We start from the raw sequence: 17,498 nt of genomic DNA on the forward strand, positions 1-17,498 counted from the left end.
AAAGCTTTGAGATTTCCTTAGAAGTCTCAAAGCTTTTTGTCTACAAACTATAAACACATTCTCCATTAAGAAAAGTTGCTTTTAAATTAGCCTGATCAACAATCATAATAAAGTCAGTAGCTAAAAGTCTAGCTCAAATAGTCCAAAAAGAGAATGACCCTCCTGCCAAAATATGCTATGATGACAAATAGTGATTTGAAAAGGAGATAATAAATTGATTAAAGCAATTGGTTTTGATTTGGATGATACCCTGTACGACCGTAATCTTATCTATCAGCAAGTCTTTGAAGAAATGAAAAAATATATTCAACACAAGATTTGTTTTGAAGAGTTCAATCCGGTTTATCAAGATTATTCTAAGAAATACTATCAAGCTTTCATAAACGGCAACTGTTCACAGGAACATTACCAGCTCCAACGAACGATCGATGCCTTTGATACGTTTGAGTGCAAGATTGACCGCCCAGCAGCCCAACGCTTCCTAGATCTCTATAACCACTATAAAAGTAAATTAAGCTTAAGACCTGGTCTTAGTCCTTTGTTGGAATCTCTACAAGCTCAAGGCTTTGATCTTTTCGTCTTAACCAATGGTGCTAGCTCAGGTCAATGGCCTAAAATTCAAGAATTACAATTAGAAAACTATTTTTCTAAAAAGCGTATTTTTGTGTCAGAAGAATTAAATTGCTCTAAGCCGGACAATGAAATCTTCCAAAAAGTAACAGAACGCTTAGGCTATCAAGCTGAAGAGATCCTCTATATTGGAGATGACTGGACCAATGATATCGAAGCCTCTCTCAATAACCAATGGTATGCTCTCTATCTCAATGTCCACCAACATCCAGCTCCTTATCAAGATGCCAAATTAAAAATTGTAGAAAATGCCGAATACTTATCAGACTCTCTTCAAACATTCCTAGAAGAAACAAAAACCACCGTCCAATTCTAGAACGGTGGTTTTTTCCTTATTTAGTATTTAATTCTGCTGAAATATTTTTTGCATGAGTTTCTGGTAAGATGAAAGCAACGAGGGCTCCTACCGCAATCAGGATAATCACAATTAAGAAACCACGTTGATAGCCAGCAAAAGTGGGGTCTTGATCAATGAAATTCCCCATAATAACAGGAGCAATAGCTGAACCTGAATAACCAATGGTATTAACGACCGCAGAAGAAATGCCGCCAAAACGTGGATCATTGGTTTCATTAGAAATCGTCCAACACAAAGCAAATGCTGACATCACAAAACCTAAAATAAATAATAAGGGGATTAAGAGCATATTAGGCAATTTAACATAGACAAAGATAGCCCACGCAAGAACTGTAAGAATCGTATAGATAATCAGCATTGATTTTCGATTCTTCATCTTGTCTGACATAGAACCAATCACAATCCCCGCAATCAAGGCTCCAATCGAAGCCACAATCATATAGTTAGCTGCTTGCGAAACGGACACTCCATAACGTTCTACCACAAATGATGTTCCAAAAGTTCCCAATAACATAATATAGCCTGTATAAAGACCAAAGAAAACCACCGCAGATATCCAAGTGTATTTATTCGATAAAACAGATTTTAAAGCCGTAGTAACCTTAACCGGTTGACGGTTGACCTCACGGCCCTCAATATCCGCCATACTTGGAAGCCCGATGTCTTCTGGCTTATCCTTCACAAAAAAAGCAATCATCGCCACAAAGACAGCTGTTAAAATTCCTAGCGCAATAAAAGTCATTCTCCAACCAATTGTATTCGATAACCAAACCAAGGGCGTTTGAGCAAACATTGCCCCCAGGTTAGCAGCGATTCCTGTGATTCCTACCATTAAAGCTTGCTTATTCGATGGGAACCAAGTGTTTTGGATTTTAATCAAGGAAATAAACATCACTGATACACCAAAACCAACAAGAAAACGTGCAATATACGCAACCGTTAATGACTGCGCCAACCCAAACAGCACGGATCCAATGGCCGTAATTGTGGTGAAAATCAAAGCGATTTTTTTCGGACCAAATTTATCATTTAAAATTCCAGCCGGCACTTGCATGATTAGATACGCATAGAAAAAACTCGATCCTATCATGGCGAACTGCTGAGCATTAGCGTTAAAAGCCTCCTCAAGCGAATTTCGCATCACCCCGGGACTATTGCGATGGAAAGCAACAAACATATAAATCACTGCTAAAATCGCATAAGTGACCCAGGCATAGGAATTCACTTTTTTAATTTCAGTTTGTGAAACAGTTCGATTATTCGTATTTTCTGACATTCTTTTCCCCTCTTTCTCATACAGAATAGCAAAATCATAAGATATTTTAATATTCTTTGCAAATATTTTGCATATACAGCAAAAATAAAAACAGCTAAGCATGTGCTTAGCTGTTAAATTAAATTCGAAAATTTAAATTATTCAGCAGCTGTTGTTTCTTCAACTGTTTCTTCTGCAGTTGTGTCTTCACCTTCTGCTGCAGTTGTATCTTCACCTTCTGCTGCAGTTGTATCTTCACCTTCTGCTGCAGTTGTGTCTTCACCTTCTGCTGCAGTTGTATCTTCACCTTCTGCTGCTTCACCAGCTTCTACATCACCTGAAATATCTAATACTTCTAATGATGTTGCATCAAGTACTACTGTCGCTTGACGACCTTCTTCAGGCATTTCAACATTTTCATAAACTACAACTTCAACTTCTGGTAATTGAGTTTCTTCGTTAATAGTATAAGTGAATTCACGTGCTTCACCAAATCCTGCTTCTGTTTCAGCTGCTGCTTTGATTTCATCAAATGCTGCTAATGAAGCAAAATCAATTGTTGCTGCGTCTTCACCTTCAGCTACAGTTGTTTCTTCTTCCACTGCTGCTTCTTCGCCTTCAGCTACAGTTGTTTCTTCTTCCACTGCTGCTTCTTCGCCTTCAGCAACTGTTGTTTCTTCTTCTACTGCTGCTTCTTCACCTTCAGCTACAGTTGTTTCTTCTTCCATTGCTGATTCTTCACCTTCAGCAGGAATTTCTTCACCTGTAGTTGAATCATAAGATACAGCTACTTCTTCTTGAGATGCAGCGTCTAAACCAGTAATCGCGATTTCGAAAGCCTCTGCTCCTTCGTCTGCCATTAAACCTTCTGCTTCTTCTGAAGCTGAATCTACTAATTCTTCTGCAGACTCTTCTACTTCTGAAGCTACTTCTGAAACTGCTTCTTCACCTTCAGCTGCCGCGTCTTCCGCAACTGTTGTTTCTTCTTCTTCTGCTGCTGCGTCTTCAGCTACAGTTGTTTCTTCTTCTGCTGCTTCTTCACCTTCAGCAACTGTTGTTTCTTCTTCTGATGATTCTTCTGCTTCTTCAAGTGGAGCTACAGCAATTTCTGTAATTCCAACTTCTGGATATTCTTCTTCAAATTTCTTAACAGCATCTTCTAAAGCTGTTTGTAATTCACTTGCTTCAGATGTTGCTTCTTCTGAAGATTCTTCTTCTGAAGCTGATTCTTCTGACATTTCTTCTTCTGCTGAAGTTTCTTCTTCTACTGCTGTTTCCTCAACAGTTGTTTCTTCTTGAGCGAAAGTTACGACAGATGGTGCGACAGCACCTAATGCTAATGCACTAATTGTTACTAAAGTTAATTTCTTTAAGGACTTCTTCATAAAATAAATCTCTCCTTTTTCTTAAGTATGGTTTCATAATACACAAGGTTTTAAAAATATGCCATCAAAACGCTCAAGTTTTTCCTAACAAAAATATCCGCCCATCCAATATAAATGCTACAAACAGCTCAACAAAAGCGTTTCATTTGGTATGGGTTTAAATTTTTTTAATTAAAATTTCAAATTTTATTCACATTTTTATTTTAATTATCATTAAATTTATATAAACAAATAACAGAACCCTTCAAATGGGTTCTGTTATAAAATAGTATGTTTAAAGTTTTCCAAGCGATTGTTCCGATCTTTCAAGTTCATACTGAGCCATTTGTTGTTCCATCTCTTCTTTAGATAGGAGGAATTTTCCTTGAAGTGTCTTCGCTACTCCTGTTAAAATTTGATTGACTTCTTGGCAATTAAAAAGAGAATAAGCGGTACGGCGTGTTAAATAGTCGCTAATCGTATAGACCGCCTCATGCTCAATGGCATATATAAGGCTGACAGCTGTTTCAAGTGGATAGTTATATCGGTCTGCATAATTTTTAGCTTCTTCTATATAATCTAAAACTCTCTCCGTATTCGATCCATAAAGCCAAGCCAAATCTAATGCAGCATCATGACTTAAGCCTTTTAATCGGCCGATCTTCGCAAAACGCTCCATCGATTCTTCGACTTGGTAGGGATTAAAGGAACCTCCCGATACAGGATATGTTTTAGAATTTATTAATTCAAACGGGCGACCCAGATCAGTAAAATATTTTTTGATCTCCTTCATCGCTCCCTCTGCCATCTTCCGATAATCCGTCAGTTTACCTCCCGCGACTGTGATGAGACCAGCGGGTGACAGCCACAAATCCGATCCTCTCGAAATCTGAGAAGGGGATAGAATTGCTTCCGACCGTTGTTGCTCCATTTCAAAAACAGTTCTCTCAACTTCTTGACGTGTTTTCTTACCTACTACATAATCTTGTACGCTTCTCACTAAGTTATCAAAATGTTCATTCGATAAGCTCCCATTATTTCCTCCATTATAATCTGAAGAATGATTAGAAGAAATTAGAGGTCGAAGTCCCGCCCAGGAAGACTCAATATCTGCCTGTTCAAGCGTAGCTTCTGGGAACCGATGATTAATCACTCCTAATAAATAATCAACATCTGATTGGTCTACCTTAGGATCCATTAAATCTCCTTCATAATCCGTATCCGTTGTTCCAAAATATGTTTTATCTTCTCGGGGGATTACGAAAACCATTCTGCCATCCTCTTGTCCTGAATCGAAATAAGTAGGTTGAGAAACAGCTAATTTCGAACGGTCTACCACTAAATGAACTCCTTTTGTGGGACGCATCTGTGCTGGCTTTTGATCGGATGAATCCCATTCACGCACCTGATCTGACCATGGCCCGGTAGTATTGACAAATACTTTCCCCTCTATTGAGAAGCAATCATTCGTCAGCAAATCTTCCACTTCGACACTTGCAATTTGACCTTTAGTATCATAGTTAAAGGCCTTTGCCTTTAGACGGGGTACCGCAATGGCTCCATCCTTTACAGCTTGTTTAATATTTTCGATCACTAAACGACTATCTTTGCTTGTATAATCTAAATACAAACCTCCCCCTAACAAGCCTTCTTGACTAATATCGGGTTGAATTTGTAAAACCTCTTCTTTCGAGAGTATACGATTAGCATAAGGAGAAGTTTCATCAATTCCTGCTAAGGAATCATACAATTCCATCGCCACTCCTAACCTAAAAAGAGTAAAAGTCGCGCCTTCTTCATCATAAATAGGTAGTAACATCATTTCTGGTTTGGGAAGATGTGGGGCAATTTGCTGAATAATCGCTCGCTCAGCAACCGTCTCTGCTACCACTTCCACATCAAACTGTTTCAAATAGCGAATGCCACCGTGAACTAATTTTGTGGATCGACTAGAAGTTCCTTGAGAGAAATCTTGCATTTCTATTAAGGCGACTTTCAAATGAGAAGCTGCCGCTTGCATGGCTAAGCCTGCACCCGTAATACCGCCCCCAATAATCACCAAGTCAAATTGTTCAGTTTTTAAAGACTTAATAGTACTTTGACGATTTAAATAAGTAAATTTCATGTTGACCTCCTAGTCTATGTCTTGGCTAAAGACTCGTGTCGCTCTGACTGCTCGCTTCCAGCCTTGGTAAAGTTGTTCCTTCTGACCTTGATTCATCTGTGGTTGAAAATCTTCAGTCTCTTCGATCAAGATCTGAATCTCTTCCACATTCTCCCAATAACCAACCGCCAGACCCGCGAGATATGCCACTCCCAAAGCAGTCGTTTCGAGATTAGCTTGGCGGGAAACTTTTCTTCCTATGATATCTGCTTGAAACTGCATCAAATATTCATTCTGAGCTGCTCCCCCATCGACCTTTAAACTCGAAATGGGGACTCCAGTCTCAGCTTCCATCCACTCAATAATATCCCGAACTTGATAAGCAATGGATTGGAGGGTAGCCTTAGCAAAATCGGCACGGTTCGTAGCACGAGTTAAGCCAAACACAGCTCCTCTTGCATCAGGATCCCAGTAGGGTGCTCCTAAACCCGTAAAGGCTGGAACCAAATAAACTTCATTATGATCCCCCGATTGTCTCGCTAAGACTTCAGATTCAGCAGAATCCGATAACATTCCTAAGCCATCCCTTAACCATTGAACTGCCGACCCAGCGACAAAGATTGATCCTTCGAGACAATAAGTCACCGGTTGATTCGGTAATTTATAAGCAATCGAAGTCGTCAAACCTTGTTCAGATAGTTGACAATCTTGACCTAAATTCATCAGAATAAAAGCCCCCGTACCATAAGTGGATTTTACTTGTCCCTTATTAAAGGCCAGCTGTCCTATTAAAGCAGCCTGTTGATCTCCTGCAATCCCAGCAATGGGAATACAATGACCAAAGAAATGTTCATCCGTTGTGTAGCCATAAATTTCCGAGTTCGAAACAACTTGAGGCAAAAGGCTGGCTGGAATATTTAAAAGTTCTAGTATCTCGCGATCCCATTCCAAATCTACAATATTATAGAGCATCGTTCGGGATGCATTCGAATAATCCGTAAGATGTAATTCTCCCCCTGATAACTTCCATATCAACCAGCTATCGATCGTGCCAAAAGCAAGTTCTCCTCGTTCAGCACGTTCTTGAGCCCCTGGAATATGGTCCAATAACCAACGAATTTTGCTAGCTGAGAAATAAGGATCGATCGGCAATCCTGTCTTGGCCTGAATCATTTGCTCATGACCTTGCGCCTTAAGAATTTCACAAATATCATTTGACTGACGCGATTGCCAGACAATCGCATGAGCGATCGGTTGTCCGGTTTTCCGATCCCAGATCACTGTGGTCTCTCGTTGATTAGTGATGCCAATGCCTTTGACTTGTTTCGGTTGAATTCCTCCCTCAATAAAAGCGCTCGCCATGACGGATTGAACAGAAAGCCATATCTCATGAGCATCCTGCTCTACCCAACCTGAATGAGGGAAAATTTGACGAAATTCCTTCTGCGAAGAAGCCCTAACTTTCCCTTTGCGATCAATTAGAACTGCCCGTGACGAAGTGGTTCCTTGATCGATTGCCATTATGAATTCTTCTTGTTGCATCCCATTGCTCCTATTCTGCTGCCTTTTGTTTCTTTCACACGCGTAAGATGAACATAAACCGTTTTCATTACAAGGATATTATATCGACCTTGCAATTTTTTAACAAGTCTTTTTCGAAAAATTAAGTTAGAATAAGTTCTTTTTAATGAATATTTTATAATTAATATTGAAAAAAAATTTAACTTGTGATCTATTTAAAAAAAGTTATAATAGAAACAAGACAAATGTTCTATTTAAGAACAATTGTTTGTTACCATCCTTATGAAAGGAGTCCTTCTATCTTGCTCAGTGAAAATGAACGAAAGGTTTTAAACCAGATTAACCACGATCCCTTTCTCAGCCAAGCAGTGATTGCTAAACAACTCAATCTCAGCCGATCCACTGTTGCTGGGATCATCTCTTCTCTGATCCAGAAACAATATATTCAGGGACGAGCTTATATTGTTCATCCAACCTCTGATATCTATTGTATAGGGGCCATGAATGTGGATCGAATTTATCAATTAGAAGAGGAGCTGATTCTCTCAACTTCTAATCCGGTTACTTCTTCTGTTACTATAGGAGGTGTTGCACGAAATATTGCCGAGAACTTAGGTCGACTTGAACAATCGGTCAGCCTACTCTCCTTAGCAGGAGATGATGCCGATTATCAGATGATCAAAGAACAGAGCCAAGCTTTTGTAAAATTTGATCATGTCAAACTGATCACTGAGGCGGTAACCTCATCTTATACGGCGATCTTGGATCCTCAGGGCCAAATGCAAGTAGCTTTCGCAGATATGGCGATCTGTGAAGCAATGGACCATCACTGGATCGAGGAATATACAGCCATTCTACAAACTGCTAAACTATTAGTAGCAGATCTCAACATACAGAAACAGGCAGTAGAAACTTTGATTCAACTGGCTGCTAACCATCAGATTCCTCTGATTATGATTCCCGTTTCAGGCCCGAAAATGAAGCACCTTCCTCATCAACTCAAGGGAATTTCTTGGCTAATCGTGAATCAGGATGAATCTGAAGCTTATTTCCAACAAAAGGTAAAAAATGAAGCAGATTTTATCCAACTTGCTCAGCAATGGTTAGAACGCGGAGTCGAGAACATTCTCATGACTCGTGGAACCGATACGACTCTCTATGCTAATCAAGAGGGTCAATTGGAATTCTATCAACCGCCTATCAATCCCAAAGTCGTGGATGTCACCGGTGCAGGCGACTCTTACGCTGCCGGCATCATTTATGGTCTAGCTAAAGGGTATGCCCCACAAGATGCCATCTACCTAGGGATGGCCAATGCTTATCAAACCGTCCAATCTCCATCGACCGTCCGCAAAGATTTAAACGCTCAACAATTGGAGCATGAAGCACAACAACTTTATCAGAATCAAAATAATCAAAAAGAAAGAGTGAAATAAATGACCCATCCATTATTATCTATCTCACAAGAAGTTCAAGCTGCCTTTGCCAACCAGCAACCAGTAGTCGCTTTAGAGTCCACCATTATTTCTCACGGCATGCCTTATCCTCAAAATGTTGAAATGGCTAAGAATGTCGAACAAATTATCCGCGACCATGGAGCGGTTCCTGCTACAATCGCCATTATGAACGGTCAATTTAAAATCGGTCTTGAAGAAGAAGATCTCCAACTCTTAGCCACCGCTAAAGATGTTGTGAAAGTATCCCGTCGCGACTTATCAGAAGTCATTGCTAAGAAACAGATCGGTGCAACGACGGTTGCCACAACCATGATTGGAGCCCATCTAGCAGGAATCAAAGTTTTTGTTACCGGTGGAATCGGAGGCGTACACCGTGGTTACCAAGAACATATGGATGTTTCAGCTGACTTGGAAGAATTAGGAATGACACCAGTCACTGTCGTATGTGCCGGAGCCAAAGCTATACTTGATCTACCCAGAACCCTAGAATATTTGGAAACCAAAGGCGTTCCCGTTGTCGGCTATCAAACTGATTACCTACCAGCCTTTTACTCTGCTCAATCAGAATTCAAATTAACCTCCCGCGCTGATAGTCCACAAGAAATCGCTGACCGCATGAAAGCTGCAGATGCTTTAGGACTCCAAGGAGGAATGTTGATTGCCAACCCTATTCCAACAGAACATGAGATTCCCAATGAAGAAATCTCACAAATCATTGACCAAGCTCTTGCAGAAGAAAAAGCTGCAGGCGTTCACGGCAAAGACTCCACCCCTTTCTTACTCGCTAAAATCGTAGAACTCACTGAAGGACGCTCATTAGAAACCAATATTCAACTGGTCTATCACAATGCTAAAGTAGGGGCTCAAATTGCCCAAGCCTACCATCAATAATAGAAGGATCTTGCAACCATTTTTAAAATGGTTGCTTTTTCTATTGTATTACCTTTCAAAATAGACTATTATATATCATTGTGCGCCCTTTCAGAAAACGCTTGCTTTATTCGAAAATCCGGCGTATATTTAAGTCAAACTATAATGGAGGTATTTTATGCGTAAATATGTTTCCCTATCAATGGCAGCCCTTTCTCTCTTCGCTGCTACTCTACCCACTGCAACCGTGGCAGCTCAAGATGCGGTTTCACCCGTTATTATTACAGACGTCGGAGGTGTGGATGATAAATCCTTCAACCAATCTGCTTGGGAAGGTTTATCAGCATGGGGTGAAGAGAATAGTGTCGAACAAGGGGTCGGCGGTTATGATTACCTAGAATCCAAATCAGATTCTGACTATGTTACAAACCTTAACACAGCTGTTCAAGGTGGCTTTAACTTGATCTTTGGGATTGGTTATAAATTACAACCTGCAATCGATGAAGCCGCTCAACAATATACAGACAAAAACTTTGTTATCATCGACTCAGTAGTTGAACAAGAAAATGTCGCTTCCATTACTTTCAAAGATAATGAAGCAGCCTTTTTAGCAGGAGTCGCAGCCGCTATGACGACTAAGACAGACCATATCGGTTTCGTGGGTGGCGTTGAGTCTGAAGTAATTGACCGCTTCGAAGCTGGTTTTATTGCGGGTGCTCAAACCGTTAAACCAGATATTGAAATTTCGGTAGAATATGCAGGACACTTTGCAGATGCTCCTAAAGGTAAACAATTAGCAGCCGCAATGTATGCTGATAATGTTGACATCATCTATCACGCATCAGGTGGAACTGGCCAAGGAATTTTCTCAGAAGCTAAAGACTTAGTCTCTAACGACCCATCTCGTGAACTATTTGTCATTGGAGTCGACTTAGACCAAGATGCTGAAGGGCTTGTTGAAGTCGACGGTGAAGAGCGTCATTTAACACTCGCTTCTACCCTTAAACAAGTCGGAGAATCCGTTAAATCCTTTACAGACAAAACAGCAAAAGAAGGATTCGAAGGGGGTATTCAAACACTCGGTCTTGCAGATGGTGGCGTTGATTTGACAACTGAACATTTAGCAGAAGATGTTAAAAAAGCCGTTGAAGATTATAAACAACAAATTATCAATGGTGAAATTGAAGTTCCTGAAAAACCGGCTGAATAAATTTATTTTTAAAGACTTAATACAAAAGAGGAAGAGCAACCGCTCTTCCTCTTTAATCTTGCTGGCGCCAATAATAACGAAGCCGACTAAAATCTTTCCCCTCTACCAAACAAGTATAGAAAAAATGAAAAGCTCCAAAGAGGAATCCCATTCCCACCAATACAAGCAATCCAGGAACCCATTGCCAAATAAGCAAAAACAAGGCAAAGATCACCACATCCCATACGATAACTTCTCCCAATCTCGCTACACTATAGGCAAAAGCATTTTGCCAGTAATCACGCTGAGAATATCCATCAAAATGAGTCAATAAATACGCAAATAAACCACTTACTTGGAAAAGTAAACGTAAAATTAATAGACTCATGACGACCCCAATGAGCCTCAAACCGCCTCCGTAAGATCCAAAATAAATAATATTAATGAATAAGATCCCTATGCTCAAGGATAACAAACCACTTGGGATCGCATATTTTTTCAATAAAATAAAGTAGTGTTGTTTGAAAAAATGAAAGGGACGAAAACGAATAACATCTGTCACCGATTTCACCTCTTCCCAGAGTTTAAACACTAAGATAGAGGCGGGTAACCAACCGAACACACCAAGTCCTAATACACAGCCCACTATCCACAATAGTTGACTGAGAACCATCAAATAAATTTGTGCAAAAGCTTTTTGCCACTTACTCTCCATTAAATTCATTCTGCTTCACCCTTTTGGAAATTTAATGCCTGTTGCGCCCAATCACCTCGCACCCAACGCCGAATAAACAATCCTAATCGCAATCCTTCATCAAGAATAAAGACAATCCAAATCGCCATTAAGCCAACTTGCCACACCTTGCCGAACAAATATGCAGCTGGAATCGTAAAACAATAAGTCACAATCAAAGCCATTACAACAGGATAACGAACATCTCCCATCACATTAAGACTGGCAATAATAATTTCATTTCCTACTCGACAAGGATCATAGATCGCATTCATCCAGAGCAAACTGGTTACCAAGCCAATAATCTTGGGATCGGAGGTAAAAATGTTTAGAATCCAGCTACTCGCCAAAGCAATTCCCAGGTTCAGAACAAAAGCCAAGCCCATGAAACAAGCAAGATTCTCAAGCGAGAACCGCTTCACTTCTTTAAATAAATTTTTGCGCATTAATCTTCCAATGATCACCTGCCCTGCTTGTCCAGCTGCTACCGAAAGGGTAAAGACAATAGAAGTGATGGCAGTGGTATAAATTCGAGCACTAATTTCTACTGAGCCGAGAGAAGCAATAATGGCAGTAATAATGGTTTGGGAAAAGTTATAAGAAACATTTTCCATGCCAGAAGGTATTCCTAATTTTAAGATGTCTTTGGCATAAGCCCAGTCCCTTTGATGGTGACGGAAGATTCCTTGCCAAATGTTTGGCAATAAGTGGCGCAAACAGAGAATCGATAAAATAGCCCCTATCAACCGACTCATCACGGTCGCCACCGCAATTCCTAGCAAGGTGTTCGTCACCAAACCGAAAGGAGCCAAAACCACCAAGGCATTCCCAGCAATCACTAAGAGCGTCGTTGCAATCGACAGCAACATCGCAGCTTGTACCTTACCAAAGGAACGTAATAAAGCGGAAACGGACGTCGAAATCGCTTGAAAAACCAAGGAGTAGGAGACGATTTTCAAATAAAGAACCGCCAAATCATAAATATCCTCTGGTGTATTCATCCATTTCATAATCTGATCCGCAAAAAGACTCGTCGTTATAATGATCATAAAACCTAAGGTCAGATTTAAAAATAAGGTCTGACGGGCAATCCCTTGAACTTGTAGCTTTCGACGCTCTTCAGCATTTTGCAAAAAAAGAATTGTCGAACCCAGAGAAATAATACCCATGAACATCGTTCCAATCACCAGCACCTGATCAGAAATTCCAATAGCCGCCACCGCTTGATCACTATATAGGGAAAACAAGTAGACATTGACATTCCCAATTAGCATCATAAAAACTTGCTCCACCAGTAGGGGCCACAATAAAGACAAATAGTCTTGGCGAATTGCTTTAACTTGTAAACTCATGAACTTTTACCGGATAAGTCTTAATCGTTTGGAACTCTTGATTCAATTCAATGATTCGAACGCCTCGTTCTTCATCACCATAGGTTTGGTAACCTGAGACATTACCATAAACGAGATGCAAATCATGGTGCAGGCCTTCAAAATTATTATCATGATCATGCCCCACGAACATCCCCCATACTTCACCATCTAAATACATATTCGCAAAGAGGCCTGTATTAAGATAAGGAGCAGAGATGGCCTCATTGGTCTCATGATTCACACCTTCCAGAATATGCTGAGCGGCTTGCCAGTATTCAGGCACAGGAATATGCTGGAAAACAAGATTTCGTTTAACTCGGTCGCCTTTACGATAGAGGTTAGCAGTCCGATTAAACCATTCTACTTGCTGAGGTTGATTCCAATCATAAATCCCGATCGGCAAAGGACTAGCCGCCCCTGAATCTAATACATATAAGACATTCTCCACTTGATCTGAATCCGCCGCCAAAATCTCTAGACAATAGCACTCCCGATCATCTTCAATAAAAGAGTGTTTCTTATCTGCCTTCTTCTCAACCTCTCGATCAAAAATCGAACGTAAGTCAGATCGAGTGATCACTTCTTCACTGTCATGATTTCCAAAAGTAACAGCCATTGGAATTTTAGCCTGATCAAAAACCTTTAAAGTCTGCTGATAAACTTGGTAAACATCTTTGACCCCTTCCGACCAGATAATATCACCTGTATGGATGATTAGATCCGCATCAAAATAATTTAAAGCATCTTCAATTAACTTAAATGTTCGGTGGTCATCATCATGGAATGGCATATTGCCAATATGCGTATCCGTAAATTGTATAATCTTGAATGACCCATCCGCACGATATCTTAATTGCATAATCTCTCTCCCTCTTTCCTGCATCCTTCCCAATTCTTCAAAAAAGGAAGCAAGTTTCTTTCCTATTATTCTTTCACCGAACCAATCGTAATTCCTTTGACAAAATACTTCTGAATGAAGGGATACATCAATACAATAGGTAAAATCACTACAATAATGGTTGCCATCTGAAGTGATTGACCCGTAATTTCCACGGAATCTAACTGCTGATAAGCTGAAGAACCTGATCCAGCCTTCAATAGAACATCCGCTAAATTTGCTTGTCGAGTCAACATTTCTTGTAAAATGGTAGCCAAAGGTTTCAATTCTGCTTTTCGAACATAAAAAGATCCGGCAAACCAATCATTCCAATGTCCAACCGCCGTAAACAAAGAAACTGTGGCAATCGTCGGTTTAGACATAGGTAAGACAATATCCATAAAAATTTTAAATTCACTCATTCCATCAATTCTAGCTGCTTCGACAATTGACATAGGAAGTTGCTTGAAAGAAGATCTCAATAAGAGAATATTCGTCACCGAATACAAACTTGGCAAGATATAGACCCAGAGAGAATTGGTTAACTTCAGTTCACTAAGGACTAAATAATAAGGAATGGTTCCCCCTGAAAACAACATAGTAAAAAAAATAAAAAAAGTAATTTGACTCGAAAAAGGAAGACCTGGAATTGTTAAGGCCCAAGCACACATTGCCATTAAGAAAACCCCTAACAAGGTTCCTAGAACCGTCCGAAAGACAGAGATCCCTAAACCGGTTATTAAGTTATCTTGTTTAAAAACTTCTTGGAAATTTTCCCACGATAAAGCGCGGGGCCAGAACCAAATTCCTCCTGTCGCTGCATCTTTTCCTGAGTTAAAGGCTAAAGCCAAAATATGCATGAAAGGTAAAATAATTGCTAAACATAATAAGAAGAGACAAACATGAAAGCCCAAACGCGCCCATTTACTTGTCTGCATACTTTCAGACATGATATACCTCCTAAATAGCAGAGACTAGCCAAGGCTAGTCTCATGATCCTCATTATTAGTTCGACGACAATTTCTAAAATGGATTAATAGAAAATGACTTCTCCATTTGCCTCTTTTTCCTCTAATAAATCACAGTATTCTTCAATTCCAGCATCGATTAGATCCTTACGTGCCGCTTCAAGAATTTCTTTTACTTCTTCTTCAGAGGTTGCGTAATAAGCTTTAATGACACTTTCTTCCCAACCATCTAATGCCGCATTCAGGTCGCCTTCCTCACCTTCATACTCATTCAGATAAGCGCGAGCATATAAACCATCAATAACTTCTTTCTCTTCGTAACGCTTATCATAGTCATAAAGTTCTATAATTTTCTTAGCAGCTGTATTGGAATCATCGCCACGCACTTTATCACCCCAAGCCGCTTCACCAAATTGTTCCAAATTATTTAAATCCGTATAAGCCAAGTGTTCTCCCCACCAAGCACGAACTCCACGGAATCCTTCTTTGTTTGCTTCTTCTGGATTCTCTTCTTGAAGTTTCACTAATTCTTCCTTCGGAACAGGCTTTCCTTCTTCGTCTAAATCGTAATGAACTCCTTCTAAACCATATAAGTAGAGTAACTTCCCTTCTGGACCTGCTAGCCAATCTGCAAAAGCCACTACCTCTTCTGGATTTTCAGTTGTAGAAGGAACTGCCCAACCTGCGTAACCGGATTTATATGGCATTACCATGTGATTACTTCCATCTATACGGTTGATTGGACCTAATGGAACATATTTTAGATCGCCTACTTCTGGACGATAGCTATGCATATCAGCTGTAATCGCAAACGAACCATTCACAACCCCTTCTGCTGCACGTGTTTCTTCCATTGTATAGAATTCTGGATGCATCAAACCATCTTCCATCAAACCATGAACATATTCCACACGCTTCTCAGCATAATCCGTCATGGATTCATGTTTAACTTCTTCGCCATCTTTCCAGAACTTCTCGCCACCTTCACCTTGCCATACCAAATCATTATAAATGAATGGACGTTCTGATCCACCCCAGACAGTTGGGCCTAATGGCATGACAGGACTCCCATTATCATCTTTATAATCCCCTGCTGCAATCTTTTCTAAAAGGTCGCGTAGTTGTTCCGTAGTATTAATTTCTTGAGGATCAATTCCTAAATCTTCTGCAATGTCACGACGGATATAAGGACCCCCTACTTGTTTAGTACCTGGATCAGCGGCTTCTTGATCAATTGACATATGCACTAGGTAAGTCGCGCCTTCTTGATCTTCTCGCATCATAATATTCTCTTTCGTATCACGAGGAAGGTAGCCTTCTTCGAAATACTTGCTATAAGTTGTGCCCTCTTTCAACATAGGAGCAATATCATGGAACATGCCTTGATTAGAAGCTTGTAATAACAATGGAAATTCTGGTCGGCCAGAATGATTTAAATAGAATGCAATAAAATCAGGTAAATCACCTGCTGCTAATCCAGCTGCTAAAGCCTGAACAGAGTCTTCACTGGTTACAGTTTCTAATTTTAATGTAATACCTGTACGCTTCTTAATATATTCAGCAATTTCTGGTGACATAGAATCTACTCCAGCATCTCCTGCCGACTGGAAGACTAAGCCCGTAATCTCACGATCTGCAATAAAGGCATCAGACTCTTCTTGGGCACTAATCATCGGTGTCCCACTTGATAAAAGCATTGAGCTAGTTGCAAGCAATGCTAGCCCCTTTTGAAACATTTTTTTCATTAACATTTTTCTATCCCCTTTTTTATTTTTTTGAGTACTACCAAACGGCATTATCTCCATATTTATCAGCTACTTTGTTAGCTATCACAGTCAAGACTAAGCCCGCCACTCCTTGCATTAAGCCAACTGCCGTGGCAGGTCCATACTTAGCCTGCTCCAGTCCTGTCTTCACAATATAGGTATCAATGGTTTCAGATACGGTGTAATTACCTGGATTTTGCATTAAATAAATTTGATCAAAGCCAGCCGTCAAAATCCCTCCTAAAGAGAGGATAAATAATATCATGATCGTGCCTCTGATTCCCGGCAAAGTCACAAAACGGGTTTGCTTCAACCGGCTTGCCCCATCAATCGCTGCTGCCTCATAAAGTGAAGGAGAAATTCCCATAATCGCAGCAAAATAAATAATAGAATCCCAGCCAATATTCTTCCATAAATAGGACATAAACACAGCTGGATAGAAAAATTGCGTATCCATCATCCAGAATTTAGAGCCATCCGATAGATTCAAATCGCGCAAAAGCACATTGATTAGGCCCGTATCAGGCGCTAACAAACGATTAACAATCCCTACAACTACCACCCAAGAAATAAAATAAGGTAAATATGAGATCGATTGATAGAGGCTTCGTAACCGTGCTTGCTTAATTTCGTTCAACATCAAGGCTAATAAGATCGGAAAAGGTAAGTAGAGAAACAACTTAATCAAGGAAATGATCAGAGTATTCCGAAGGTACATGCCTGTTTCTCGATCCGCAAAAAAATCTTTAAAATAGTCCAAACCTGCCCACTCATCACCATACATACCAGAAGTAAAACTAAATTCTCGAAAAGCCAAAACAATCCCTGTCATCGGCCAATATGAGAACAATAAAAAGAAAATAATAGCCGGTAATAACATTAAGTAGAAGACACCATATTTGCGCCATCTTTCTTTAAAAGAAAGCTTATTAGGACGAAAGTTCGGATCTTCCGAATGACTGATTTCTGTTGTCGCTTTGCCTGAATATCGAGTAAAAAGTTTAAAGACATTTTTTTCTTTTTCCAAATTCAG

At 40.0% G+C, this 17,498-nt stretch carries 14 protein-coding genes; 4 read left to right on the top strand and 10 right to left on the bottom strand.

Features of this window, described 5'->3' with window-relative positions; translation table 11 throughout:
* Positions 1-214 precede the first annotated feature (214 nt).
* Positions 215-946: an HAD family hydrolase gene (locus tag HZY91_RS02175; protein ID WP_197114241.1), complete on the top strand. Its 732-nt coding sequence runs from the start codon at positions 215-217 to the stop codon at positions 944-946.
* A 16-nt stretch (positions 947-962) separates the two neighbouring features.
* Here HZY91_RS02175 and HZY91_RS02180 read toward each other — a convergent pair whose 3' ends face one another.
* The 4 genes from HZY91_RS02180 to glpK all read right to left on the bottom strand — a co-directional run bounded on the left by HZY91_RS02180 (position 963) and on the right by glpK (position 7,253).
* Complete coding sequence (locus HZY91_RS02180) at positions 963-2,264, bottom strand: MFS transporter (protein ID WP_197114243.1); 1,302 nt, start codon at positions 2,262-2,264, stop codon at positions 963-965.
* Between the two features lie 137 nt (positions 2,265-2,401).
* The gene (locus HZY91_RS02185) at positions 2,402-3,628 is read right to left on the bottom strand and encodes a hypothetical protein (RefSeq protein ID WP_197114245.1); all 1,227 of its coding nucleotides are present in this window, start codon (positions 3,626-3,628) and stop codon (positions 2,402-2,404) included.
* Positions 3,629-3,902: 274 nt separating this feature from the next.
* Complete coding sequence (glpO, locus tag HZY91_RS02190; RefSeq protein WP_197114247.1) at positions 3,903-5,732, bottom strand: type 1 glycerol-3-phosphate oxidase; 1,830 nt, start codon at positions 5,730-5,732, stop codon at positions 3,903-3,905.
* 9 nt (positions 5,733-5,741) lie between these two features.
* The gene (gene glpK, locus HZY91_RS02195; RefSeq protein WP_197114248.1) at positions 5,742-7,253 is read right to left on the bottom strand and encodes a glycerol kinase GlpK; all 1,512 of its coding nucleotides are present in this window, start codon (positions 7,251-7,253) and stop codon (positions 5,742-5,744) included.
* 281 nt (positions 7,254-7,534) lie between these two features.
* On the opposite strand from glpK, the gene HZY91_RS02200 reads away from it, so the two are divergent.
* From HZY91_RS02200 to HZY91_RS02210, 3 genes are all read left to right on the top strand, one after another.
* On the top strand, positions 7,535-8,668 hold the full coding sequence (locus HZY91_RS02200; protein WP_235991573.1) for a carbohydrate kinase: 1,134 nt from the start codon (positions 7,535-7,537) through the stop codon (positions 8,666-8,668).
* Positions 8,669-9,580, top strand: coding sequence for a pseudouridine-5'-phosphate glycosidase (locus tag HZY91_RS02205; protein ID WP_197114250.1), 912 nt, complete (start codon positions 8,669-8,671; stop codon positions 9,578-9,580).
* A gap of 157 nt (positions 9,581-9,737) precedes the next feature.
* Positions 9,738-10,769, top strand: coding sequence for a BMP family lipoprotein (locus HZY91_RS02210; protein WP_197114251.1), 1,032 nt, complete (start codon positions 9,738-9,740; stop codon positions 10,767-10,769).
* A 52-nt stretch (positions 10,770-10,821) separates the two neighbouring features.
* Here the strand turns inward: HZY91_RS02210 and HZY91_RS02215 are convergent, their stop codons facing one another.
* The 6 genes from HZY91_RS02215 to HZY91_RS02240 form a co-directional block, all read right to left on the bottom strand.
* Positions 10,822-11,472, bottom strand: a complete 651-nt coding sequence (locus tag HZY91_RS02215) for a YesL family protein (RefSeq protein WP_197114252.1) — start codon at positions 11,470-11,472, stop codon at positions 10,822-10,824.
* Positions 11,469-12,833 carry an MATE family efflux transporter gene (locus tag HZY91_RS02220; protein ID WP_197114253.1) on the bottom strand — a complete coding sequence of 455 codons (1,365 nt, stop codon included), beginning with the start codon at positions 12,831-12,833 and terminating at the stop codon, positions 11,469-11,471. Before HZY91_RS02220 ends, HZY91_RS02215 begins: the two co-directional genes overlap by 4 nt.
* Positions 12,817-13,713: a metallophosphoesterase family protein gene (locus HZY91_RS02225; protein WP_197114255.1), complete on the bottom strand. Its 897-nt coding sequence runs from the start codon at positions 13,711-13,713 to the stop codon at positions 12,817-12,819. Before HZY91_RS02225 ends, HZY91_RS02220 begins: the two co-directional genes overlap by 17 nt.
* Before the next feature lie 65 nt (positions 13,714-13,778).
* Positions 13,779-14,681, bottom strand: a complete 903-nt coding sequence (locus tag HZY91_RS02230) for a carbohydrate ABC transporter permease (RefSeq protein ID WP_197114257.1) — start codon at positions 14,679-14,681, stop codon at positions 13,779-13,781.
* 83 nt (positions 14,682-14,764) lie between these two features.
* Positions 14,765-16,450, bottom strand: coding sequence for an extracellular solute-binding protein (locus HZY91_RS02235; RefSeq protein ID WP_197114260.1), 1,686 nt, complete (start codon positions 16,448-16,450; stop codon positions 14,765-14,767).
* Between the two features lie 31 nt (positions 16,451-16,481).
* Positions 16,482-17,492, bottom strand: a complete 1,011-nt coding sequence (locus tag HZY91_RS02240) for an ABC transporter permease (RefSeq protein ID WP_197114262.1) — start codon at positions 17,490-17,492, stop codon at positions 16,482-16,484.
* Positions 17,493-17,498 lie beyond the last annotated feature (6 nt).

Source organism: Facklamia lactis, assembly GCF_015863205.1.
In the GTDB taxonomy this organism is placed as follows: domain Bacteria; phylum Bacillota; class Bacilli; order Lactobacillales; family Aerococcaceae; genus Facklamia; species Facklamia lactis.

Coding starts and splice junctions, on each gene's coding strand:
- HZY91_RS02180 (WP_197114243.1), bottom strand. CDS start 2,264: ATGTCAGAAAATACGAATAATCGAACTGTTTCACAAACTGAAATTAAA.
- HZY91_RS02185 (WP_197114245.1), bottom strand. CDS start 3,628: ATGAAGAAGTCCTTAAAGAAATTAACTTTAGTAACAATTAGTGCATTA.
- glpO (WP_197114247.1), bottom strand. CDS start 5,732: ATGAAATTTACTTATTTAAATCGTCAAAGTACTATTAAGTCTTTAAAA.
- glpK (WP_197114248.1), bottom strand. CDS start 7,253: ATGCAACAAGAAGAATTCATAATGGCAATCGATCAAGGAACCACTTCG.
- HZY91_RS02205 (WP_197114250.1), top strand. CDS start 8,669: ATGACCCATCCATTATTATCTATCTCACAAGAAGTTCAAGCTGCCTTT.
- HZY91_RS02210 (WP_197114251.1), top strand. CDS start 9,738: ATGCGTAAATATGTTTCCCTATCAATGGCAGCCCTTTCTCTCTTCGCT.
- HZY91_RS02215 (WP_197114252.1), bottom strand. CDS start 11,472: ATGAATTTAATGGAGAGTAAGTGGCAAAAAGCTTTTGCACAAATTTAT.
- HZY91_RS02220 (WP_197114253.1), bottom strand. CDS start 12,833: ATGAGTTTACAAGTTAAAGCAATTCGCCAAGACTATTTGTCTTTATTG.
- HZY91_RS02225 (WP_197114255.1), bottom strand. CDS start 13,713: ATGCAATTAAGATATCGTGCGGATGGGTCATTCAAGATTATACAATTT.
- HZY91_RS02230 (WP_197114257.1), bottom strand. CDS start 14,681: ATGTCTGAAAGTATGCAGACAAGTAAATGGGCGCGTTTGGGCTTTCAT.
- HZY91_RS02235 (WP_197114260.1), bottom strand. CDS start 16,450: ATGTTAATGAAAAAAATGTTTCAAAAGGGGCTAGCATTGCTTGCAACT.